We start from the raw sequence: 21,430 nt of genomic DNA, 5'->3' as shown, positions 1-21,430 counted from the left end.
CCGCCAGCGCCACCTGTCCGTCACAGCTGGTGCGCCAGCAGAAATTTCCGAATATCGGAGATCCATGTCCGCCCTTCGTCCGGTGTGAAGATGTGACCGGCGTGTGGATATTCCATCAGCACCGAGCCAGGAATGCCCGCCGCCAGAGCGCGAGTCGAGGACGGCTGCACAATACGATCCACGCCCGCCGCCACGACCAAGGTGGGGATCGCGATGTCCGCGAGGCGGTCTCGGAGGTCGACTTCGACGGCCAGTGCAGCCTGCTGCGGACTCCCGACCGGGATGCTGGCGCGGACGTCGGCCACGACCTCGTCGAGATTGCCGCCCTCGACGAACGCCGACGGTGACGACACCCCCGTCAGGAACCGCGCCAGCATGTCGCGGTTGTGCCCGGCCAGGTAGCGCCAGACGTCGACAACCAACCGCAGCTGCGGATCCGCGTGCGCGAATCCCACCGTCAGGATCAGTGCGCTGACGGCTTCGGGATGGCGTAGCGCCGCGGTGACGGCCACCGCCGAGCCCAGCGATAGCCCGACGATAGGGAATCGATCGAAGCCGGCCGCCCGCCCGGCGTCCACGATCGCGTCTGCCAGATCGTCGACGCTGTAGGAACTCGTAGCCAAGGGACTGGCTCCAGAACCCGGATAGTCCACGCCGATCAGCGTGCGCTCGCCTGCCATCTCATCGATGAGTTGGCCGAAATTCAGTGCGACGCCGCCGCCTGCGCCGTGCGCGAGAAGCAGAGCCGGGCCGGAGCCGATGCGGGTGACCGTCAGCGTGGAGAGCGGGGAATCGTTGCGCACGCGGCGAGGTTAAACCCTGACATCAGCGTCAGGCTCAACCCAAGAGGAGCCCGCGTGCAGATCGGTGAAGTAGCGGCGGCAACCGGCACTTCGGTCAGATCGCTGCGCTACTACGAGGCGCAGGGTTTGATTGCACCGCAACGGCGGTCCAACGGCTACCGCGACTACCACTCCGACACGGTGGAAGATGTGCGACGGATCCGGATGCTGATCGACACCGGTTTCGGCATACGCACAATTCGACAATTGCTGCCCTGCATCGACGGCAGCGCGGTCGATATGTGCCCGGCCATTGCCGCCGCAATCAGAGAGACACTCGCCGAGATGGACACCCGCATCGGCGACCTGAACCTCCGCCGCGCACGCATCGTCCAACTGCTGGACGGCCAGTAGGCCGCCATCGAACGAGCAGCAACCGCAGCGGTCGTGGGTCGGGCGACTACCGTCGGCTTGCCGATGTTTCACGTGGAACTGCCGCGCTACCCCGGCGGCGGAGTGAACCGCTCGACCGCGTCGCCGATCGCCGCCGCCATCGCGGGGCTACCCGTGTGCCCCGAGTCCTCGATGATCCTGAGCTCCGCCTCGGGCCATACCTGCGCGAGTTCCCACGCCGTCCGCACCGGCGCGGAGAGATCGAGCCGGCCATGGATGAGGACGCCCGGAACCCCATGGAGTCGATGCGCGTCCCGCAGCAGTTGGCCGTCGTCGAGCCACGCGGCGTGGGCGAAGAAGTGTGTACAGATCCGCACGAAGGCCAACCGCGCGGTGTCGGTCTTCGCCGTGTACTGCCCGGGCTTGCCCCAGCCCTCGTGAGCGATCGCGGCGTCCTCCCACGCACACCAGTCCCGCGCCGCCTGCTCACGTACGGCGGCATCCGGGTGCTCCATCAACCGACGGTAGGCCTCGACGAGATTCCCGCCCCGGTCCTCCTCGGGCACGCCGTCGCGGAACCGCTGCCACTCCACGGGCCGGACGAGCCGCAGCCCGCGGTACAGCCAGTCCACCTCCTGCGGCCGCGTCATCGTTACGCCGATCAGCACGATCCCGATCACGCGATCCGGATGCCGTTGGGCGTACGCGAGGATCAACGTGGACGCCCATGAGCCGCCGTACAGCAGCCACCGATCGATGCCGAGATGCCGCCGCAGCGCCTCCATATCGGCGAGCAGATGCTCGGTCGTATTGCACGACATGTCGGTCGACGGATCGGCCGCGCTCGGCACGCTGTCCCCGCAGCCTCGTTGATCGAACGCCACGACACGGAACACGTCTGGGTCGAACTGCTTGTGCGCGGTGCGCGAGCGGCCGGCACCCGGACCCCCGTGGACGATGAGGACGGGGCGCCCGGCCGGGTTGCCTCGCGTCTCCCAGTACATCTGGTTGCCGTCACCGACATCGAGCAGACCGGAATCATCCGGGCTCAACACGAACTCCCCCATGGCCGCGAGGGTACGGGAAGGCCGTCGTTTCACGTGGAACCGCCGGCCGTACGCGGGCGGCCCAACTACCGACTCAGCGCTGCCGCGTCCACAGCACCGCGCTGGACACCGCGCCGACGGGCTGCTGCAATGCGCTGCTCTCCAGCAATCGCTCCAGCGCCGCCTCGACGTCCGCCTTCCAGCCGAGCCCCTGCTCCAGTTCCAGTCGCAACCGGGGGAAGTACGGGTGCGGCGCGACGATCTCGAAACCGTTGTCCTGGAGGAAGTCGGCCTCGATCACGCACTGCTCCACGGTGCATTCCCCGAACACCTCGACTGCCGCCGTCAGCTCCGCCGGGCAGGCCTGCCGGCCACCGAGTTCCGCCACCTCGCTGGTGCGGCCGAACGCCTCCAATGCGCGCACACCGCGACGAACCAGATCGGCGACGACGGCGGCGATCAGGTGGCGCGGCATCGCATCGCCTTCATCGCTACAGTCGACGCCGATCGTCGTCAAGAGAACAGCATCGGGGCTCACCGGCCCGGTTGGAAAGCGACCTGCCCGGGGCACCGCGCGCGGCGGCGCATAGAACGCGTAGCCCAGACAGGGCGCATCATCGTTGGGGTCCTCGGCGCGGTCCGGGTCGCACGCGACGGCCAGCTGTCCGCACGATCCCCACTCGAGCATGACCATCGACAGCCATGCTTCCTTCTCGAACTCGGGATCACTGAGATGGTCGCTATCGCCGAGCGCCGACGGATCGACTTCCCAGAACACACAACGCCGCGCATGCTTCGGCAGCCGCTCGAAGGATTCGAGGCGCAGCGGCGTGATTCGTGATGTCACCAGACTCCCGTCGTCCGCCCGATCGGATCAGGCTGCCCTTCCAGGATAAGAGACGCCGACGCCGTCGACGCGGTTTGTTCGGTCGGGATCGACAGCGGTCGGACGACGAACTGTTCCACGTGAAACATCGCGGTTCCCCTCCCCCTCCTGCACGCCCACAAACGTCACCGTCACAGTGACGTAACGAGGCCTTGTCCCCGGTCGGCTTGTCGCAGGCCCGAAAATCGGCTGGTTAGCTCTGCTCGGTCTTCATCAGTTCGACGATGCGCTGGAGGTCGTCGACCGAGCCGAACTCGACGACGATCTTGCCCTTGCGCTTGCCAAGGCTCACGGTGACCTTGGTGTCGAACGCGGTCGACAACTGCTCGGCCACATCCTGCAGCCCGGGCATCTGGATCGGCTTCCGCTTCGGCGCCGGTGCCGGCTTGTCACCGTCGCGGTTGGCCAGGGTGACCGCTTCCTCGGTGGCCCGGACGGACAGCCCCTCCGCCACGATGCGGGCGGCGAGCTCCTCCTGCTTCTCCGGTCCACCTTCGAGCGCAAGCAATGCGCGCGCATGGCCCGCCGAGAGCACACCCGCGGCGACGCGACGCTGCACCGCGATGGGCAGCTTCAGCAGACGGATCATGTTGGTGATCACCGGACGCGACCGGCCGATGCGGGTCGCCAGTTCCTCGTGGGTGACGTCGAACTCCTCCAGCAGCTGCTGGTAGGCCGACGCCTCTTCGAGCGGGTTCAGCTGCACCCGGTGGATGTTCTCGAGCAGCGCGTCGCGCAGCATGTTGTCGTCGGCGGTCTCGCGGACGATCGCCGGGATGGTCGTCAGGCCGGCTTCCTGCGAGGCGCGCCACCGGCGCTCACCCATGATCAGCTGGTAGCGGTGCGGCCCGGACGGCTGGCTCAGCTCGCGCACGACGATGGGCTGCATGAGCCCGAACTCGCGGATGGAGTGCACGAGTTCCGCGAGCGCGTCCGCGTCGAAGACACTGCGCGGCTGGCGCGGGTTCGGCTCGATGGCCGACGGCTCGATCTCGCGGTACACCGCGCCGACGGCCTCGGCCTCGGCCTTGGCAGCCGCGGCCGACTCTGCGGCGGCGACGCCGTTGACCGGTGCGGCCGGACCGCCGCCGATCAAGACGTCGGCAGCCGCGGACCCCATTCGCAGCGAGGTGTCCTGCTGTCCATCCTCGGGTGCACCGGTCGGGATGAGCGCCGCCAGCCCCCGACCGAGTCCGCTGCGCTTCTTCGGCTGCGACATCGTTACTTCCTCACTCCCGACTCACCGCGGTGGGCGAGTTCACGGCTGGCGTCCAAATAGCTCATTGCTCCACGTGATCCCGGGTCGTAATCCAGGATCGTCATGCCGTACCCCGGTGCCTCGGAAACCTTGACGCTGCGTGGGATGACGGTCCGCAAAACCTTATCCCCAAAGTGGTCGCGAACGTCCATCGCGACCTGGTCGGCGAGTTTGGTGCGGCCGTCATACATCGTGAGGACGACGGTCGTGACATCCAGTTGGGGGTTGAGGTGCGCCTTGACCATCTCGATGTTGCGCAGCAGCTGACCCACGCCCTCCAGTGCGTAGTACTCGCACTGAATCGGGATGAGAACTTCTGGGGCTGCCACGAGGGCGTTGATGGTCAGCAGGCCCAGCGATGGCGGGCAGTCGATGAAGACGTAGTCGAAGTTGTGGTCTTTCAGCGTCGCCAGCGCGTTCCGCAGCCGGGTTTCACGTGCCACCATGCTGACCAACTCGATCTCGGCGCCGGCCAGGTCGATGGTCGCCGGAACGCAGTAGAGGCGTTCATTGTGCGGGCTGCGCTGCAGCGCACTCTCCAGGGTGATCTCCCCGATCAGCACCTCATACGACGACGCGGTGCCCGGCCGGTGCTCGATGCCCAGCGCCGTGCTCGCGTTGCCCTGCGGGTCCAGATCGATCACCAGAACGTTGAGCCCCTGCAGCGCGAGCGCCGCCGCCATGTTGACCGCAGTCGTGGTCTTGCCGACACCGCCCTTCTGGTTCGCGATGGTGAACACTCGCTGATGCGTGGGGTGCGGCAGCTGCTGTCCTTTGGCTCCGTGAAGGATCTGGACCGCGCGTTCGGCTTCCGCCCCGATCGGCGTATCCATCGTCACGCTTGTCCACGTTTCACGTGAAACATCTGCATTCCCGTCGGTGCGCTCGCCGCTGGCATCGCTCACTGCCTTTCCTGATGTGGCGGCCGGGTCGGCCGCCTTCGAAGCCTCGGACATCTTGCTCCCCCTGGCCGACGAAGTCATCGCCGGTTCTTGGCCGGTCGTCCGGTTCCCGCGCGCTTGGCTCCGCGCTTCGCCACGACCACGGTTGCGGGCGGAGTCAAATAGTTCACGCCACATTTCACCACCCTTACGTCCACAGCACCGAGTGAGTTGAGTGCCCGACGGTGTTCGACGATCTCATCGGTCGCTCGCTCCCCCTTGAGGGCCAGCATCCGGCCGTCAACCTTGAGGAGCGGCAGGCTCCACTTGGCGAGTTTGTCGAGGGCAGCCACCGCTCGCGAGGTGACGACGTCAAGCTCCCCTGCCTCGGCGCGGACCGACCGCTCCTCGGCGCGACCCCGAATCACGGTCACGTCGATGCCGAGCTCGGTGACGACTTCGCGGAGGAAGTCGGCCCGGCGAAGCAGTGGCTCGATCAGGACCACGTGGACGTCGGGCCGCGCCAGGGCCAACGGGATGCCCGGCAGGCCGGCTCCACTGCCGATATCGCCGATTCGTTCGCCGCTGGAGACCAACTCACCTATCGCGGCGCAATTCATCACGTGACGGTCCCACAACCGACCCACTTCCGACGGGCCGATCAGTCCGCGTTCGATTCCGTCGCCCGCAAGGATCTGCGCATAGCGGTGCGCCAGCTCGGCCCGGTCGCCAAAAACGTCGACGGCGGCGGCCGGTGGGGATGGGGCTTCACCATGTTTCACGTGAAACAGCCTCCGCTTTCCCCGCCAGCTCGCCGCCGACGAACAACATCGATGTAATTAAGGTGCTCAATCGAGCAGAACAACCACCCGGCGCGACGGCTCAACGCCCTCGCTCTCGCTGTGGACGCCGTCCACGGCCGCCACCGCGTCGTGCACGATCTTGCGCTCGAACGGCGTCATCGGCGACAGCTCTTCACGCTCGCCCGACGCGAGCACGCGCTCGGCCACCTTCTTGCCCAACGCAGCCAGTTCGTCACGGCGCTGCCGGCGCCACCGGGCGATGTCCAGCATCAGCCGGCTACGCTCGCCGGTCTTCTGGTGCACGGCCAGCCGGGTCAGCTCCTGGAGCGCATCCAGCACCTCGCCCTTGCGACCCACCAACTTGCTCAGGTCGTTGCCGCCATCGATGCTGACGACCGCGCGGTCGCCTTCGACATCCAGATCGATGTCACCGTCGAAGTCCAACAGATCGAGGAGCTCCTCGAGGTAGTCACCGGCGATCTCGCCCTCGGCGACCAGGCGCTCTTCGAGATCGTCGCTCTTGCTTGCAGGAGCGGCCGAAGCCGTCGTCGCAGCCTCGGTCTCCGGGGCCTCCGCCTGCGTTTCTGTGTCTGTCATATCCCTGCCTTCTCCCTCTTGCACCGGCCGTCGCTCAGGGTCTTTACCCTCTGACCGGTCAACGCTTCTTCTTGTTGGGCCTGGCGCCCGGGGCCGGCTTCGAGCCGGCAGAACCGGATTCCGTCGTGCCATCGAGTTCCGTACCGGTCTGTTCGACATCGGTACCCGAGCTCGCCGGGGCGGCCGGCGGATTGCCCTTCTTGGACCGGTTCGGCTTCGCACCGGGTGCCGGGGCGTTGGCGGAACGGCGTGCGATCGCCTGCTCCTTCTCCTCGGCCTCGCGCTTCTCGATGCGGTTGAACACCACGTGCTGCTGGCCGTAGGTCCAGATGTTGTTGGCCACCCAGTACATGAGGATGGCGATCGGCAGGAACGGGCCCGAGACCACGACGCCCAACGGGAACACGTACAGCGCCAGCTTGTTCATGAGCGCGGTCTGCGGATTGCCGGCAGCTTCGGCGCTCTGCCGCGCCACCGAGGCGCGGCTGTTCATGTGCGTGGCGATACCCGAGACGATCATCAGCGGGATGCCGACCAGGATCACCGACATCCGGTCGAAGTGCGCGAACGCCTTGAGGCTCTCACCGGTCTGAATCATGGTGGCGCCCAACGGCGCTCCGAACAGGTCGGTGTTCAGGAAGTGCGCGACATCGGTGGCGCTGAAGAAGTAGTTGCCCGTCGTCCGGTTCGCTTCGAGGGACAACGCCTGGGCACCGATGCCCATGCCGGCACCCTCAGTGCGGTTGAACGACCGCAGCACGTGAAACAGGCCCAGGAACACCGGAATCTGCGCCAGCATCGGCAGACAGCCCAGCAGCGGGTTGAAACCGTGTTCGCTCTGCAGCTTCTGCATCTCGAGTGCGAGCCGCTGGCGGTCCTTGCCGTACTTCTTCTGTAGTTCCTTGATCTGGGGCTGCAGTTCCTGCATCTGCCGGGTGGTCTCGATCTGGCGGACGAACGGCTTGTACAGCAGCGCGCGGAGGGTGAAGACCAGGAACATCACCGACAGGCCCCAGGCGAAGAAGTTCTCCGCCCCGAGGATCGCGCCGAAAAGCTTGTACCAGAGCCACATGATCCCCGATACCGGGTAATAGATGTAGTCCAGACTGAACCAGTTAAAAGACAAGCGAATCGCTCCTTGACTGCGCGGCCGGTGCCGCGGACCGTCTTTCGGGGATGGGGTCCCATCCCCCGTGATGCCACGGGCCACACTTGGCCAGCCGGACTGTCGTCAGCCAACAACCACGGAACAGGCCGTGTTCGGTGAGTGCCTCGACGGCGTACTGGCTACAGGTGGGGCTGAACCGACAGCTGGGCAGACGCATCGGCGACACCATGTTGCGGTACAGCTCGATGAGAAAGATCAGCCCGCGGGCCAGCCGCTGACTCATGGCCGGGATCCGGACTTCGCGTGAGCGCGCTGCACTGCGACTCGCAGTTCGTCCTGCAGCGTGGCGGTGGCGGCCTCGCGACTGCCCGGCAGGGCCCGGATCACCAGAAGCTCACCGGCCCGTAGCTCGGGCAGCAGGTCCCGGCTGGCATGACGGAGCTGACGGGACACCCGGTGGCGCTGGACGGCGTTGCCGACCGATTTACCCACGACAAGACCGACTTTCGGCGCATCCTCGGTGTTTGAATCGACACCACCAAGAACTCGTGGTGCCAAGGCATGCACCACGAGATCCCGTTGCGCCGAGCGCACACCGCGGCTCACGGTGACTCGAAAGTCTGTCGAGCGCGTCATCCGGTTACGAGCCGGAAGCACGGTGTTTCGATCCTGCGTCAGGTCACGCAGTGAGAGAGCGACGGCCCTTGCCGCGACGGGCCGACACGATGGCGCGGCCGGCACGGGTCCGCATACGCAGACGGAAACCGTGCACACGCGCCCGACGGCGGTTGTTCGGCTGGAAAGTCCGCTTGCCCTTGGCCACGGCTGTATCTCCTCAACTATGTGACGCCCGCACTCGCCACCGACATGAACGAGTCATGCCGGTGGGCACGGTCGTCGCTGGTAAGCGCACGCATCTTGCTTGCTAGCCGGCGCGGTACCAGCAGAGCCGCCAGAACTTCTCGCCTGACTTCTACCGGTCGCAGCCGTATCACCACGTGTGGGCGACTGTTCGAGGGTACTGATCTGAATTCCCCGGGTCAAACCTCGCTGTCGCACGTCAGGAACCGTTACCGCTTCGTAGTCGGAAGTGCGGCGGATCACACATGAGTTCGTCACAGTCGTCACACTCGCAACGTGGCAAGCCGACACGCCCAAGAACCTCGAACCAATGTTGCCGAACGGTTGGCGGACGAACAGAAAACTTGTTAGCTTCTGCCAATGCCGTTGCACGACGGCGCCAGACAACAAGCCAGAGAGGTCCCGACGCTACGAGCCCACAGACGTTCCTGTGACGAGCCTCAGCGCGCGGGCTTCCTGCATGCAAAACACGAGCACGACGGCACTCTCCTACTTTGTCCACAGTCTGTGGATAACTATGTGGACAGATTGTCGTCGTTTTATTGAGCCGCCGGTCAGGCGGTCCGAGGGGGTAGTAGTCGTTGACCGCTAACCCCAGTGCATCGTTCACCGACATCTGGAAAAGCGTGGTCGCCGAACTCAACGGTGACCTCGGCGGCAGCACGACACTGACCGCCCAACAACGGGCCTGGCTGCGCATGGTTCAGCCGCTGGTGCTGACCGAAGGTTTTGCGTTGCTGTCGGTCCCCACCCAGTTCGTCCAGAACGAGATCGAACGGCACCTGCGCGAACCGATCATCGCCGCGTTGAGCCGGCATCTCGGACAGCGCGTCGACCTGGGTGTTCGGATCGCGGTCCCGGAGACCGACGACCGGCCGGCGGTCACCGACACCGCCGAAGCCGAGGCTCTGGAACCCGAGCCGGTCACCGCTGCGGACGATCTGGACGAGGACGCCGAAGAGCTGTCCAGCGCGGAAGAGACCTGGCCCCGGTACTTCAACCGGCCACCCGCGGACGAATCGGCCGATCTGAGCCTCAATCGGCGCTACACCTTCGACACTTTCGTCATCGGCGCGTCCAATCGGTTCGCGCACGCCGCGACCTTGGCCATCGCCGAGGCGCCGGCCCGGGCCTACAACCCGCTGTTCATCTGGGGCGAATCGGGTCTGGGCAAGACGCACCTGCTGCACGCGGCAGGCAACTACGCGCAGAAGCTCTTTCCGGGCATGCGGGTCAAGTACGTCTCGACCGAGCAGTTCACCAACGACTTCATCAATTCGCTGCGTGACGACCGGACCGCGTCGTTCAAACGCAGCTTCCGCGACATCGACGTCCTGCTGGTCGACGACATCCAGTTCATCGAAGGCAAGGAAAGCACTCAGGAAGAGTTCTTCCACACCTTCAATACGCTGCACAACGCGAACAAGCAGATCGTCATCTCGTCGGACCGACCGCCGAAACAGCTTGCGACGCTGGAAGACCGGCTGCGGACCCGGTTCGAATGGGGTCTGATCACCGACGTTCAGCCGCCCGAGCTGGAGACGCGTATCGCGATTCTGCGCAAGAAGGCGCAGATGGACCGTCTGGATGTGCCGGACGACGTGCTCGAACTCATCGCCAGCCGCATCGACCGCAATATCCGCGAGCTCGAGGGTGCGTTGATCCGCGTGACGGCGTTCGCGTCGCTGAACAAGACGATGATCGACAAGTCGCTGGCTGAGATTGTGCTGCGAGATCTCATCGCCGACGCCGGCACCACCCAGATCAGCATCGCCACGATCATGGCGGCCACGGCCGAGTACTTCGAGACCAGCGTGGAGGAACTCCGCGGCCCCGGTAAGACCCGCGCCGTCGCCCTCTCCCGGCAGATCGCCATGTATCTGTGCCGGGAGCTCACAGACCTGTCGTTGCCACGGATCGGCCAGGCCTTCGGCCGCGACCACACCACGGTCATGTACGCCGAACGCAAGATCAAGAAAGAAATGGCCTCGCGGCGTGAGGTTTTCGATCACGTCAAGGAACTCACCACCCGGATCCGGCAGCGGTCCAAGCACTGAACCTGTCTTCTTCGACACCGGCCCGTAGGCGTGACCGCCTCGGGCCGGTGTTGTTTTGGCTGGGTCGACAGTGGGTATTCGAGCCGCAGATCCCCCCGGATCCAGCGCTATTTGTGCCCCTACGACCCGAATCTCAAAAAAAGATTTCTGGCATCACGAGCACCTCTGGTCACACGATGGGGTGTGTACAGCGCTGTGTACTACATGGGATAAAACCTGGGATTTTGCTCAGAACAATCCACACAGCCGGATCGCTCCACAAATACACAGATTGGATTAACGGCGCGTGCACAGTCTGCGCACAGCCCGAGATCCCGCCGGTGAGGCCCCGACCAGCAACTCCGTGGATCCATCCACAGCGTGCACAGCCCCTATTACTAATACCTTTAGATCTCTCTAGATCTTCTTCTAAAAGCAGGCCGTTGGGGAAACTCCCCGTGGACAACCGGATCCCGATGGGATTCCGGGGGTCGTCACGGGCTGTCCCGGCTGATCGTTTAGCTTTCAACTTCACGCAGAACGCTCTACGGTGTTCTTCGATAGCCGGAACCAACGCCGATGCAACGCACGAGCCCAGCGCCCATGCGACCTGCGTCCGCTGGATCCGGCAGACAAGCGTGGTGGGGTTACAGCGAAGGGACGCTATGGACGTGGCGACGACAGCCGGTCTGACCGATTTGAAGTTCCGTCTCGTTCGGGAAGACTTCGCCGACGCCGTGGCCTGGGTGGCCCGGATCTTGCCGTCCCGGCCCCTGAACCCGGTCCTGGCCGGTGTGTTGCTGACCGGCTCCGACGACGGTCTGACCATCTCCGGATACGACTACGAGGTGTCGGCCGAGGTGCGTGTCGCGGCTGAAATAGCCTCTCCTGGAAGCGTTTTGGTTTCGGGCAAGCTGCTCTCGGACATCACCCGCGCGTTGCCGGCCAAGCCGGTGGAACTCAGCGTCGAGGGCACCCGCGTGGCGCTGAGCTGCGGTAGTGCCCGGTTCTCCCTGCCGACCATGGCCGTCGAGGACTACCCGGCGCTGCCCGCACTGCCGGACGAGACCGGCATTGTGCCCGCCAACGTCTTCGGCGAGGCCATCGGTCAGGTGGCCGTCGCTGCCGGCCGTGACGACACCCTGCCGATGCTGACGGGTGTCCGGGTCGAGATCTCGGGCGAGAAGGTCGTGTTGGCCGCGACCGACCGTTTCCGGCTCGCGGTCCGTGAACTCACCTGGAATTCGGCGGTGCCGGATCTCGAAGCGGCCGTGCTGGTTCCGGCGAAGACACTGGCCGAGTCGGCCAAGTCCGGTGCCGACGGTACCGAGGTGCACCTGTCGCTGGGTGCCGGTCAGGCGGTCGGCAAGGACGGCATGCTCGGTATCCGCAGCAATGGCAAGCGCACCACCACCCGCCTGCTCGACGCCGAATTCCCGAAATTCCGCCAGCTGCTGCCGGCCGAGCACACCGCGGTGGCCACGATCGGTGTTGCCGAGCTCGCCGAGGCCATCAAGCGCGTCGCGCTGGTCGCCGATCGCGGCGCCCAGGTCCGGATGGAGTTCGCCGACGACATCCTGCGGCTGTCCGCCGGTGCCGACGACGTCGGCCGCGCCGAGGAAGACCTGCCGGTCGAGTTCTACGGTGAGCCGCTGACCATCGCGTTCAACCCGACCTACCTGACCGACGGGCTGGGTTCTTTGCATGCCGATCGGGTGACGTTCGGGTTCACGACACCCAGCAAGCCTGCAGTGTTGCGTCCGGCCGGGGAGAATCAGTACTCGGGATCCGGACCGTTCCCCGCCGGGGACACCGACTACGTGTACCTGCTGATGCCGGTGCGCCTGCCGGGCTGACCGGAACCGAACAGCGGAGGACGCACTGATGCAACTGGGGTTGATCGGCCTCGGAAAAATGGGCTTCAACATGCGCGAGCGTCTGCGCGGTGGCGGCCACGAGGTCATCGGGTACGACCCGAGGCCGGAAGTCAGCGACGTTCCGTCGCTCGCTGCGCTCGCCAAGCAGCTCGCGGCACCGCGTGTGGTGTGGGTCATGGTGCCCTCGGGCGACATCACCCGCGAGACCATCGAGGATCTCGCCAACGTGCTCAGCACCGGCGACCTGGTGATCGACGGGGGCAACTCCCGTTTCACCGAAGACGCTGTGCACGCGAAATTGTTGGCGGACAAGGGAATCGGGTTCATCGACGCCGGTGTCTCCGGTGGCGTCTGGGGTCTGACCGAGGGCTACGGCCTGATGGTCGGCGGCAGCGATGACGACGTCGCGCGGGTCATGCCGATCTTCGAGACGCTGCGGCCCGAGGGAGATCTCGCCGACGGTTTCGTCCACGCCGGCCCGGTCGGTGCCGGCCACTTCGCCAAGATGGTGCACAACGGTGTGGAGTACGCGCTGATGACCGCCTACGGCGAGGGCTACGAGATGCTGGCCGCCGAGCCGCTCATCAAGGACCCGCAGGCGGTCTACCAGGCTTGGACCAACGGCACCGTCGTGCGGTCCTGGTTGCAGCAGCTGCTGGCCAAGGCGCTCAAGGAAGACCCGAAGCTCGAAGACATCAGCGGCTACACCGAGGATTCCGGCGAGGGCCGCTGGACGGTCGAGGAGGCCATCCGGTTGCGGGTCCCGGTGCCGGGTATCGCGGCGTCGCTGTTCGCCCGGTTCCTGTCTCGGCAGGAGGACTCACCGACCATGAAAGCCGTTGCGGCACTTCGTAATCAGTTCGGTGGCCACGCCGTGCAGAGGGTCAGTAAGTCCGGCTAGGTGTTTGTTCGACAGCTCAGTCTGACCGACTTCCGGTCGTGGCCGCGGCTCGACCTGGAATTGGCTCCGGGTCGGACCGTGTTCGTCGGCCAGAACGGTTTCGGCAAGACCAATATCGTTGAGGCCCTGTGGTATACCGCCACGCTCGGTTCCCACCGGGTCGCGTCGGACGCACCCCTCATCCGGTCCGGGTGTGACCGCGCCGTCGTCTCCACCATCGTCGTCAACGACGGCCGCGAACTGGCGGTGGATCTCGACATCACCGCGGGCCGCGCCAACAAGGCCCGGCTGAACCGGTCCCCTGTCCGGTCCGCGCGCGAAATTCTCGGCGCCCTTCGGGCGGTGTTGTTCGCGCCGGAAGATTTGTCGTTGGTCCGTGGTGACCCCGGGGAACGCCGGCGCTACCTCGATGAATTGGCCAGTACCCGGCGGCCGCGACTGGGTGGCGTGCGCGCCGATTACGAAAAAGTCGTGCGCCAGCGCACCGCGCTCTTGAAGTCGGCGGGCGCCAGTCGCTTTCGTGGTGCAGATTCCGGTGCCCTGGAAACCCTCGACGTCTGGGACGGTCACCTGGCCAGCCACGGTGCCGAGCTGATCGCCGCGCGCGTGAACCTGATCAACGAACTACACCCGGAGATCACGAAGGCGTACCACCTGCTGGCGCCCGCGTCACGGCCCGCATCGGTGCGCTACCGCAGTTCGGTCGAGGCCGTCGAGGAGCAGGCCGGCACCGGATCGGTGGATGTCGCGGCCTACCAGACCGCGCTGCTCGACGAACTGGCCCGCCGCCGATCCGCGGAACTCGAGCGCGGCGTCTGCCTGGTCGGGCCGCACCGTGACGACCTCGAACTGCGCCTCGGTGATCAGCTCGCGAAAGGTTTTGCCAGCCACGGAGAATCGTGGTCGATGGCGCTCGCGCTGCGGCTGGGCGCGTACGAACTACTGCGGACCGACGGCACCGACCCGGTGCTGCTGCTCGATGACGTGTTCGCCGAACTCGATTCGGCACGCCGGCGCGCGCTCGCCGACGTGGCACAATCGGCGGAGCAGGTTTTGGTCACCGCGGCGGTGCCCGACGACATTCCCCAGGACTGGGACGGCACCCGGATCAATGTGGTGATGCGTGACGACGACGGCGGGCGGATTTCGGTGGTGGACGCATGAGCGAGGCCGGAGCAGCGGAGCACCCGGACCAGGCCGGCGAGCCTGGGAAGCCCGACGTGCCGGAAAGTGCTTTCCCGCCACCGCATCTCGCCCACCTCAAGGGCATGGATCTGGTGCGCCGCACGCTGGAGGAAGCCCGCGGCGCGGCCCGCAGCCAAGGAAAAGATGTCGGCCGGGGCCGCAGTGCGCCGGTTTCGAAGGCCAAACGTGGCGGCGGCCGGCGCACCTGGTCCGGACCCGGGCCCGACCGCCGGGATCCCCAGTTGCTGGGCTCGGCGACCATGGACCTGGCCCGCAACCGCGGCTGGTCGGGCCGCATGGCCGAAGGATCGGTATTCGGTCAGTGGTCGACGGTGGTCGGCGACCAGATCGCCGAGCACGCCTCCCCGACGTCCCTGCGCGACGGCATCCTGACCGTGACGGCAGAGTCGACGGCCTGGGCGACGCAGTTGCGGATGGTCCAGGCGCAGATCCTGGCGAAGATCGCGGCGTCCGTCGGTGACGGAGTCGTCACGTCGCTCAAGATTTTGGGTCCGTCGGGTCCGACGTGGCAGAAGGGCCCGCGCAATTTCGGCGCCCGCGGACCGCGCGACACCTTCGGCTGAGGGCTGGTTTCGGGCGTCGCTCAGCGCGCCGATGCGTCTCAGATGATGCCCCTGGAGCGTCCGGACGCGCCATCACCCGAGAAATTCCTCGCACGGCGCGAACAGACGTGTCAAAACGCTGTCAGAAAGTCAGTGCCGCCGGGGCCTACCGGTAGACTGTCAACAGATCTGAGAGCGGTGTCCTCACCGCCCCCGCGAACCCCAAGGAGACGCGTCCGACGTGGCTGCCCAAAAGAAGGATGCGCCGGCTGAGTACGGTGCCGATTCGATCAAGGTCCTCGAAGGTCTGGAAGCGGTCCGCAAGCGTCCCGGTATGTATATCGGCTCCACCGGCGAGCGCGGTCTGCACCACCTGATCTGGGAAGTTGTGGACAACGCGGTCGACGAGGCGATGGCCGGTTTCGCGACCAAGGTCGACGTCCGCATCCTCGAGGACGGCGGCGTCCAGGTCACCGATGACGGCCGCGGCATCCCCGTCGCGATGCACGCCACCGGTATCCCGACCGTCGACGTCGTCATGACGGTGCTGCACGCCGGCGGCAAGTTCGAAGAGGGTGCCTACCAGGTGTCCGGTGGTCTGCACGGCGTCGGCGTCTCGGTGGTGAACGCCCTGTCGACGCGGCTCGAGGCCGACATCCACAAGGACGGCTTCGAATGGCACCAGACCTATGACAAGTCCGTGCCCGGCACCCTGCGTAAGGGCGAGCCGTCCAAGAAGACCGGTACGACCATCCGGTTCTGGGCCGACCCGGACATCTTCGAGACGACGGTCTACGACTTCGAGACGATCGCCCGTCGCCTGCAGGAGATGGCGTTCCTCAACAAGGGCCTGACCATCGAGCTGACCGACGAGCGCGTCGCCGCGGCCGCGGTTGTCGACGAGGTTGTCAGCGACCATGCCGAGGCACCGAAGTCGGCCGAGGAGCAGGCCGCCGAAGCTGCCGCGCCGCAGAAGGTGAAGCACCGCGTCTTCCACTACCCCGACGGTCTGGTCGACTTCGTCAAGCACATCAACCGCACCAAGAGCGCCATCCAGCAGAGCATCATCGATTTCGGTGGCAAGGCCGAAGGCCATGAGGTCGAGATCGCGATGCAGTGGAATGCCGGGTACTCGGAGTCGGTGCACACCTTCGCGAACACCATCAACACGCACGAGGGTGGTACCCACGAAGAGGGTTTCCGCGCCGCACTGACCACGGTGGTCAACAAGTACGCGCGCGACAAGAAGCTGCTGAAGGAGAAGGAAGCCAACCTCACCGGTGACGACATCCGTGAAGGCCTGGCGGCCGTCGTGTCGGTGAAGGTCCGCCAGCCGCAGTTCGAGGGCCAGACCAAGACCAAGCTGGGCAACACCGAGGTCAAGTCGTTCGTGCAGAAAATCTGCAATGAGCAGCTGACGCACTGGTTCGAGGCCAACCCCGCTGAAGCCAAAACCGTTGTCAACAAAGCGGTTTCGTCGGCGCAGGCCCGCGTCGCCGCGCGCAAGGCGCGGGAGCTCGTGCGCCGCAAGAGCGCGACCGACATCGGTGGCCTGCCCGGCAAGCTGGCCGACTGCCGCTCCACGGACCCGACGAAGTCGGAACTGTATGTGGTGGAGGGCGACTCGGCCGGTGGCTCGGCCAAGAGCGGCCGCGACTCGATGTTCCAGGCGATCCTGCCGCTGCGCGGAAAGATCATCAACGTCGAGAAGGCCCGCATCGATCGCGTGCTGAAGAACAACGAAGTCCAGGCCATCATCACGGCCCTGGGCACCGGTATCCATGACGAGTTCGACCTGTCGAAGCTGCGGTACCACAAGATCGTGCTGATGGCCGATGCCGACGTCGACGGCCAGCACATCTCTACCCTGCTGCTGACGCTGTTATTCCGCTTCATGAAGCCGCTGGTGGAAAACGGCCACATCTTCCTGGCGCAGCCGCCGCTGTACAAGCTGAAGTGGCAACGCAGCGAGCCCGAGTTCGCCTACTCGGACCGCGAGCGTGACGGTCTGCTCGAAGCGGGCAAGGCGGCCGGCAAGCGTATCAACACCGACGACGGCATACAGCGCTACAAGGGTCTGGGTGAGATGGACGCCAAGGAACTGTGGGAGACCACCATGGATCCGTCGGTCCGCGTCCTGCGCCAGGTCACCCTTGATGACGCCGCGGCAGCTGACGAACTGTTCTCGATCCTGATGGGCGAGGACGTCGAAGCGCGTCGCAGCTTCATCACCCGCAACGCGAAAGATGTTCGTTTCCTTGATGTCTAGAACAAGCCATCAGGCGATGTGTGTGGGCCGCCGAGCCACCGAAACAACGATGTTTAACGTGAAACAATCCGCAGAAGGAACTCGATGACCGACACCATGCCGCCCGAGGGCGACCGCATCGAACCGGTTGACATCCAGCAGGAGATGCAGCGCAGCTACATCGATTACGCCATGAGCGTCATCGTCGGCCGCGCCCTCCCTGAGGTCCGCGACGGCCTCAAGCCGGTGCACCGCCGGGTGCTCTACGCCATGTACGACTCGGGCTTCCGGCCGGACCGCTCCCACGCCAAGTCCGCACGTTCGGTCGCCGAGACCATGGGTAACTACCACCCCCACGGTGACTCCTCGATCTACGACACCCTGGTCCGCATGGCCCAGCCGTGGTCGCTGCGCTACCCCCTGGTCGACGGCCAGGGCAACTTCGGTTCGCCCGGCAACGACCCCGCCGCCGCCATGCGTTACACCGAGGCCCGGCTCACCCCGCTGGCGATGGAAATGCTGCGCGAAATCGACGAGGAGACAGTCGATTTCATCCCCAACTACGACGGCCGCGTGCAAGAGCCGACCGTCCTGCCCAGCCGGTTCCCGAACCTGCTGGCCAATGGCTCCGGCGGTATCGCCGTCGGTATGGCCACCAACATCCCGCCGCACAACCTGCGTGAACTCGCCGAGGCCGTGTACTGGTGCCTGGAGAACCATGAAGCCGACGAGGAGACCACCCTCGAAGCGGTGATGGAGCGGGTCAAGGGCCCGGACTTCCCCACCCACGGCCTGATCGTCGGAACGCAGGGTATCTCCGACACCTACCGCACCGGCCGTGGTTCGGTCCGTATGCGCGGCGTCGTCGAGATCGAGGAAGACGCCAAGGGCCGCACCTCGCTCGTCATCACCGAGCTGCCCTACCAGGTGAACCACGACAACTTCATCACCTCGATCGCCGAGCAGGTGCGCGACGGCCGCATCGGCGGCATCTCCAACATCGAGGACCAGTCAAGTGACCGCGTCGGTCTGCGCATCGTCGTGGACCTCAAGCGCGACGCCGTCGCCAAGGTGGTGCTGAACAACCTCTACAAGCACACCCAGCTGCAGACCAGCTTCGGCGCCAACATGCTGTCGATCGTCGACGGCGTGCCGCGCACCCTGCGGCTGGACCAGATGATCCGGTACTACGTCGCGCACCAGCTCGACGTCATCATCCGGCGCACGCGGTACCGGTTGCGCAAGGCCAACGAGCGTGCCCACATCTTGCGCGGTTTGGTGAAAGCCCTTGACGCCCTTGACGAAGTCATCGCGCTGATCCGCGCGTCGGCCAATGCCGATGCGGCCCGGACCGGCTTGATGGAGCTGCTCGAGGTCGACGAGATCCAGGCCCAGGCCATCCTCGACATGCAGCTGCGTCGCCTGGCCGCTCTGGAACGACAGCGCATCGTCGACGATCTGGCCAAGATCGAAGCCGAGATCGCCGACCTCGAGGACATCCTGGCCAAGCCCGAGCGGCAGCGCGCCATCGTCCACGACGAGCTCAAGGAGCTGGCCGACAAGTACGGCGACGACCGTCGTACCCGGATCATCGCGGCCGACGGTGACGTCACCGACGAGGACCTGATCCAGCGCGAGGACGTCGTCGTCACCATCACCGAGACCGGTTACGCCAAGCGCACCAAGACCGACCTCTACCGCAGCCAGAAGCGCGGCGGTAAGGGTGTGCAGGGCGCCGGGCTCAAGCAGGACGACATCGTCAACCACTTCTTCGTGTGCTCGACGCACGACTGGATCCTGTTCTTCACCACGCAGGGCCGGGTGTACCGGGCCAAGGCCTACGACCTGCCCGAGGCCTCACGCACCGCGCGCGGTCAGCACGTGGCGAACCTGCTCGCCTTCCAGCCGGAGGAGCGGATCGCCCAGGTCATCCAGATCAAGAGCTACGAGGACGCGCCCTACCTGGTACTCGCCACCCGCAACGGTCTGGTGAAGAAGTCCAAGCTGGCCGACTTCGACTCGAACCGCTCCGGCGGCATCGTCGCGATCAACCTGCGCGACGGGGACGAACTGGTCGGCGCCGTGCTGTGCTCCGCCGAAGAAGACCTGCTGCTGGTCTCCGCCAACGGCCAGTCGATCCGGTTCTCCGCAACCGACGAGGCGCTGCGGCCGATGGGCCGCGCCACCTCCGGTGTGCAGGGCATGCGATTCAACGAAGACGATCGTTTGCTGTCGCTCAACGTCGTGGTTCCGGACACCTACCTGTTGGTCGCGACCGCGGGCGGTTACGCCAAGCGGACGGCCATCGACGAGTACACGGCGCAGGGCCGCGGCGGCAAGGGCATCCTCACGATCCAGTACGACCCCAAGCGTGGCAGTCTGGTCGGTGCGTTGATCGTCGATGACGACACCGAGCTGTACGCCATCACCTCCGGCGGTGGTGTCATCCGGACCGCGGCACGTCAGGTGCGCAAGGCCGGACGGCAGACCAAGGGTGTGCGGTTGATGAACCTGGGTGAGGGCGACACACTGATTGCCGTCGCACGCAACGCCGAAGAGGCCGAAGGTGGCGATGAGATCGACACCGAGGTCGACGCCGTGACCGAGACCGAGACCGACGAAACGTAGTGCTGCGACTGTCTCCAGCCGCCCTGATTGAAGGAGCCGCCAGGTGAGTTCCCCGAACGAGCCGGGATACACCCGTACCGGTGACGGACCCGCGAGCAACAGTTCGTCTGCGGCTGGGCCTGCCACCGGATCGGGTGGCGGCGCCCATGCGGCCGACCCGGGCGGCGACACGCCGCCCTGGCAGCGGACCCGCAGCGGGGCTCCGGCGGACGCTTCGTCGGCCGGCGGGCAGAGCCTCGACGAGCGGCTGAACCGGTTCGTCAGCGGCAGTGCATCGGGATCGGGATTGTCCAGCAGTTCGCCGTCCGAGGCAGAGACGACCATCACGCCGGCCATCACTCCCGACGTCCCGCCGGTGCCCCCGGTGCCGGCTGCCCCCTCGTCACCCGCGGTGACGCCGCAGGGCAACGTACCGCCGAAGCCGGTCCGCACCACCGAGACGGTGCGGACCGAGGCGCGGCCCGACACCGCCTACGCCAGCGAGATCCCGGACCTTTCCCGCCAGCCGCAGCGCCGGGCCGGCGAGCCACGGGAGCCCCGCAGTACCGTCGCCACGGTGTCGCAGGCCCCGGCTCGCTCGGCGGCGCCACGCAGCCGCGCGGGCACCCGGCAGGACGGCCCGGTGCGAGCCAGCATGCAGGTGCGCCGCGTTGACCCGTGGAGTGTGCTGAAGGTCTCGCTAGTGCTGTCGGTGGCGTTGTTCTTCGTCTGGATGATCGCCGTCGCGTTCCTGTACCTCGTCCTCGGTGGCATGGGTGTGTGGAGCAAACTCAACAGCAACGTCGGCGACCTGCTCACCAGCGGTGGCGGCAGCGGCGGCGAATTGGTTTCTGCCAGTACGATTTTCGGCGGCGCGACCCTCATCGGGCTGGTCAACATCGTGCTACTGACGGCCATGGCCACGGCGGCGGCGTTCGTCTACAACCTGACGACGGATCTGGTGGGCGGCGTCGAGGTGACGCTCGCTGACCGGGACTAGTCGGCAGGTCTGCGAGCGCGACTGACGTCGCGTTTTGGGCGCAGAGGTACCCATACGGTAATCTCATCGCTCGGCCGCAAGGCCACTTTCGGGCCTATAGCTCAGGCGGTTAGAGCGCTTCGCTGATAACGAAGAGGTCGGAGGTTCGAGTCCTCCTAGGCCCACGGAAGTCGGTATCACCGACTCCCCCACCGGAAGGGTGCACCGTGAGATTGGTTCTGCTGGTGCTCGGTGCCATGGTCGCGATCGCAGCCGGCTTTGTTTGGCGGACCCGGCATGGCGCAGAGGTCTGGCACTCCATTGAATCGGACACCATCAAGGGGCCTTAGCTCAGTTGGTAGAGCGCTGCCTTTGCAAGGCAGATGTCAGGAGTTCGAATCTCCTAGGCTCCACAAAAT

The 21,430-nt window shown here is 65.9% G+C and carries 20 protein-coding genes and 2 tRNA genes; 11 read left to right on the top strand and 11 right to left on the bottom strand.

Annotation, left to right across the window (positions count from 1 at the left end; translation table 11 throughout):
- Positions 1-20: 20 nt before the first annotated feature.
- Complete coding sequence (locus QRN63_RS07965; protein ID WP_285030314.1) at positions 21-803, bottom strand: alpha/beta fold hydrolase; 783 nt, start codon at positions 801-803, stop codon at positions 21-23.
- 54 nt (positions 804-857) lie between these two features.
- Here QRN63_RS07965 and QRN63_RS07960 point away from each other — a divergent pair, with 54 nt between their 5' ends.
- Positions 858-1,196: a MerR family transcriptional regulator gene (locus tag QRN63_RS07960; protein ID WP_285030313.1), complete on the top strand. Its 339-nt coding sequence runs from the start codon at positions 858-860 to the stop codon at positions 1,194-1,196.
- A gap of 86 nt (positions 1,197-1,282) precedes the next feature.
- Here QRN63_RS07960 and pip read toward each other — a convergent pair whose 3' ends face one another.
- From pip to rpmH, 10 genes are all read right to left on the bottom strand, one after another.
- Positions 1,283-2,242 carry a prolyl aminopeptidase gene (pip, locus tag QRN63_RS07955; protein ID WP_285030311.1) on the bottom strand — a complete coding sequence of 320 codons (960 nt, stop codon included), beginning with the start codon at positions 2,240-2,242 and terminating at the stop codon, positions 1,283-1,285.
- 73 nt (positions 2,243-2,315) lie between these two features.
- Positions 2,316-3,068, bottom strand: a complete 753-nt coding sequence (locus tag QRN63_RS07950; RefSeq protein ID WP_285030308.1) for an acetyltransferase — start codon at positions 3,066-3,068, stop codon at positions 2,316-2,318.
- 232 nt (positions 3,069-3,300) lie between these two features.
- Complete coding sequence (locus tag QRN63_RS07945) at positions 3,301-4,326, bottom strand: ParB/RepB/Spo0J family partition protein (RefSeq protein WP_285030307.1); 1,026 nt, start codon at positions 4,324-4,326, stop codon at positions 3,301-3,303.
- A gap of 2 nt (positions 4,327-4,328) precedes the next feature.
- On the bottom strand, positions 4,329-5,198 hold the full coding sequence (locus QRN63_RS07940) for a ParA family protein (protein WP_243747615.1): 870 nt from the start codon (positions 5,196-5,198) through the stop codon (positions 4,329-4,331).
- A gap of 146 nt (positions 5,199-5,344) precedes the next feature.
- Positions 5,345-6,028 (bottom strand): 16S rRNA (guanine(527)-N(7))-methyltransferase RsmG, encoded by a 684-nt coding sequence (gene rsmG / locus QRN63_RS07935; protein WP_267319941.1) that lies wholly within the window; start codon positions 6,026-6,028, stop codon positions 5,345-5,347.
- 66 nt (positions 6,029-6,094) lie between these two features.
- Entirely contained in the window at positions 6,095-6,646 is a 552-nt protein-coding gene (locus QRN63_RS07930) for a Jag family protein (protein ID WP_285030306.1), read from the bottom strand.
- A gap of 58 nt (positions 6,647-6,704) precedes the next feature.
- Entirely contained in the window at positions 6,705-7,718 is a 1,014-nt protein-coding gene (yidC, locus tag QRN63_RS07925; protein ID WP_502888101.1) for a membrane protein insertase YidC, read from the bottom strand.
- 43 nt (positions 7,719-7,761) lie between these two features.
- Positions 7,762-8,037 carry a membrane protein insertion efficiency factor YidD gene (gene yidD, locus QRN63_RS07920; RefSeq protein WP_285030303.1) on the bottom strand — a complete coding sequence of 92 codons (276 nt, stop codon included), beginning with the start codon at positions 8,035-8,037 and terminating at the stop codon, positions 7,762-7,764.
- Positions 8,034-8,411 (bottom strand): ribonuclease P protein component, encoded by a 378-nt coding sequence (gene rnpA / locus QRN63_RS07915; protein ID WP_285030301.1) that lies wholly within the window; start codon positions 8,409-8,411, stop codon positions 8,034-8,036. The genes yidD and rnpA overlap by 4 nt, the downstream gene beginning before the upstream one ends.
- Before the next feature lie 22 nt (positions 8,412-8,433).
- Entirely contained in the window at positions 8,434-8,577 is a 144-nt protein-coding gene (gene rpmH / locus QRN63_RS07910) for a 50S ribosomal protein L34 (protein ID WP_073695092.1), read from the bottom strand.
- Positions 8,578-9,196: 619 nt separating this feature from the next.
- On the opposite strand from rpmH, the gene dnaA reads away from it, so the two are divergent.
- From dnaA to QRN63_RS07860, 10 genes are all read left to right on the top strand, one after another.
- Positions 9,197-10,672, top strand: a complete 1,476-nt coding sequence (dnaA, locus tag QRN63_RS07905) for a chromosomal replication initiator protein DnaA (protein WP_285030291.1) — start codon at positions 9,197-9,199, stop codon at positions 10,670-10,672.
- 644 nt (positions 10,673-11,316) lie between these two features.
- Positions 11,317-12,507 (top strand): DNA polymerase III subunit beta, encoded by a 1,191-nt coding sequence (gene dnaN / locus QRN63_RS07900; protein WP_267319947.1) that lies wholly within the window; start codon positions 11,317-11,319, stop codon positions 12,505-12,507.
- Positions 12,508-12,535: 28 nt separating this feature from the next.
- On the top strand, positions 12,536-13,429 hold the full coding sequence (gnd, locus tag QRN63_RS07895; protein ID WP_285030290.1) for a phosphogluconate dehydrogenase (NAD(+)-dependent, decarboxylating): 894 nt from the start codon (positions 12,536-12,538) through the stop codon (positions 13,427-13,429).
- On the top strand, positions 13,430-14,593 hold the full coding sequence (recF, locus tag QRN63_RS07890) for a DNA replication/repair protein RecF (protein ID WP_285030289.1): 1,164 nt from the start codon (positions 13,430-13,432) through the stop codon (positions 14,591-14,593).
- Positions 14,590-15,198 carry a DUF721 family protein gene (locus QRN63_RS07885; RefSeq protein WP_285030288.1) on the top strand — a complete coding sequence of 203 codons (609 nt, stop codon included), beginning with the start codon at positions 14,590-14,592 and terminating at the stop codon, positions 15,196-15,198. The genes recF and QRN63_RS07885 overlap by 4 nt, the downstream gene beginning before the upstream one ends.
- A gap of 220 nt (positions 15,199-15,418) precedes the next feature.
- The gene (gene gyrB / locus QRN63_RS07880; RefSeq protein ID WP_267319951.1) at positions 15,419-17,446 is read left to right on the top strand and encodes a DNA topoisomerase (ATP-hydrolyzing) subunit B; all 2,028 of its coding nucleotides are present in this window, start codon (positions 15,419-15,421) and stop codon (positions 17,444-17,446) included.
- Positions 17,447-17,530: 84 nt separating this feature from the next.
- Positions 17,531-20,053: a DNA gyrase subunit A gene (gene gyrA / locus QRN63_RS07875; protein ID WP_267319952.1), complete on the top strand. Its 2,523-nt coding sequence runs from the start codon at positions 17,531-17,533 to the stop codon at positions 20,051-20,053.
- 43 nt (positions 20,054-20,096) lie between these two features.
- Positions 20,097-21,032, top strand: coding sequence for a DUF3566 domain-containing protein (locus QRN63_RS07870; RefSeq protein WP_285030286.1), 936 nt, complete (start codon positions 20,097-20,099; stop codon positions 21,030-21,032).
- A 90-nt stretch (positions 21,033-21,122) separates the two neighbouring features.
- Positions 21,123-21,196, top strand: a tRNA-Ile gene (locus tag QRN63_RS07865).
- A 155-nt stretch (positions 21,197-21,351) separates the two neighbouring features.
- Positions 21,352-21,424: transfer RNA gene (locus QRN63_RS07860), tRNA-Ala, on the top strand.
- Positions 21,425-21,430: the final 6 nt, after the last annotated feature.

The organism is Mycolicibacterium sp. lyk4-40-TYG-92, assembly GCF_030209435.1.
Taxonomy (GTDB): domain Bacteria; phylum Actinomycetota; class Actinomycetes; order Mycobacteriales; family Mycobacteriaceae; genus Mycobacterium.
This window is presented reverse-complemented; position numbering and strand designations above follow the sequence as displayed.

What these genes read in the sequence shown, in the direction of transcription:
- QRN63_RS07945 (WP_285030307.1), bottom strand. Translation starts at nt 4,326, where the DNA reads ATGTCGCAGCCGAAGAAGCGCAGCGGACTCGGTCGGGGGCTGGCGGCG.
- pip (WP_285030311.1), bottom strand. Translation starts at nt 2,242, where the DNA reads ATGGGGGAGTTCGTGTTGAGCCCGGATGATTCCGGTCTGCTCGATGTC.
- gyrA (WP_267319952.1), top strand. Translation starts at nt 17,531, where the DNA reads ATGACCGACACCATGCCGCCCGAGGGCGACCGCATCGAACCGGTTGAC.
- gnd (WP_285030290.1), top strand. Translation starts at nt 12,536, where the DNA reads ATGCAACTGGGGTTGATCGGCCTCGGAAAAATGGGCTTCAACATGCGC.
- dnaN (WP_267319947.1), top strand. Translation starts at nt 11,317, where the DNA reads ATGGACGTGGCGACGACAGCCGGTCTGACCGATTTGAAGTTCCGTCTC.
- yidC (WP_502888101.1), bottom strand. Translation starts at nt 7,718, where the DNA reads ATGTGGCTCTGGTACAAGCTTTTCGGCGCGATCCTCGGGGCGGAGAAC.
- QRN63_RS07885 (WP_285030288.1), top strand. Translation starts at nt 14,590, where the DNA reads ATGAGCGAGGCCGGAGCAGCGGAGCACCCGGACCAGGCCGGCGAGCCT.
- QRN63_RS07940 (WP_243747615.1), bottom strand. Translation starts at nt 5,198, where the DNA reads ATGGATACGCCGATCGGGGCGGAAGCCGAACGCGCGGTCCAGATCCTT.
- yidD (WP_285030303.1), bottom strand. Translation starts at nt 8,037, where the DNA reads ATGAGTCAGCGGCTGGCCCGCGGGCTGATCTTTCTCATCGAGCTGTAC.
- QRN63_RS07930 (WP_285030306.1), bottom strand. Translation starts at nt 6,646, where the DNA reads ATGACAGACACAGAAACGCAGGCGGAGGCCCCGGAGACCGAGGCTGCG.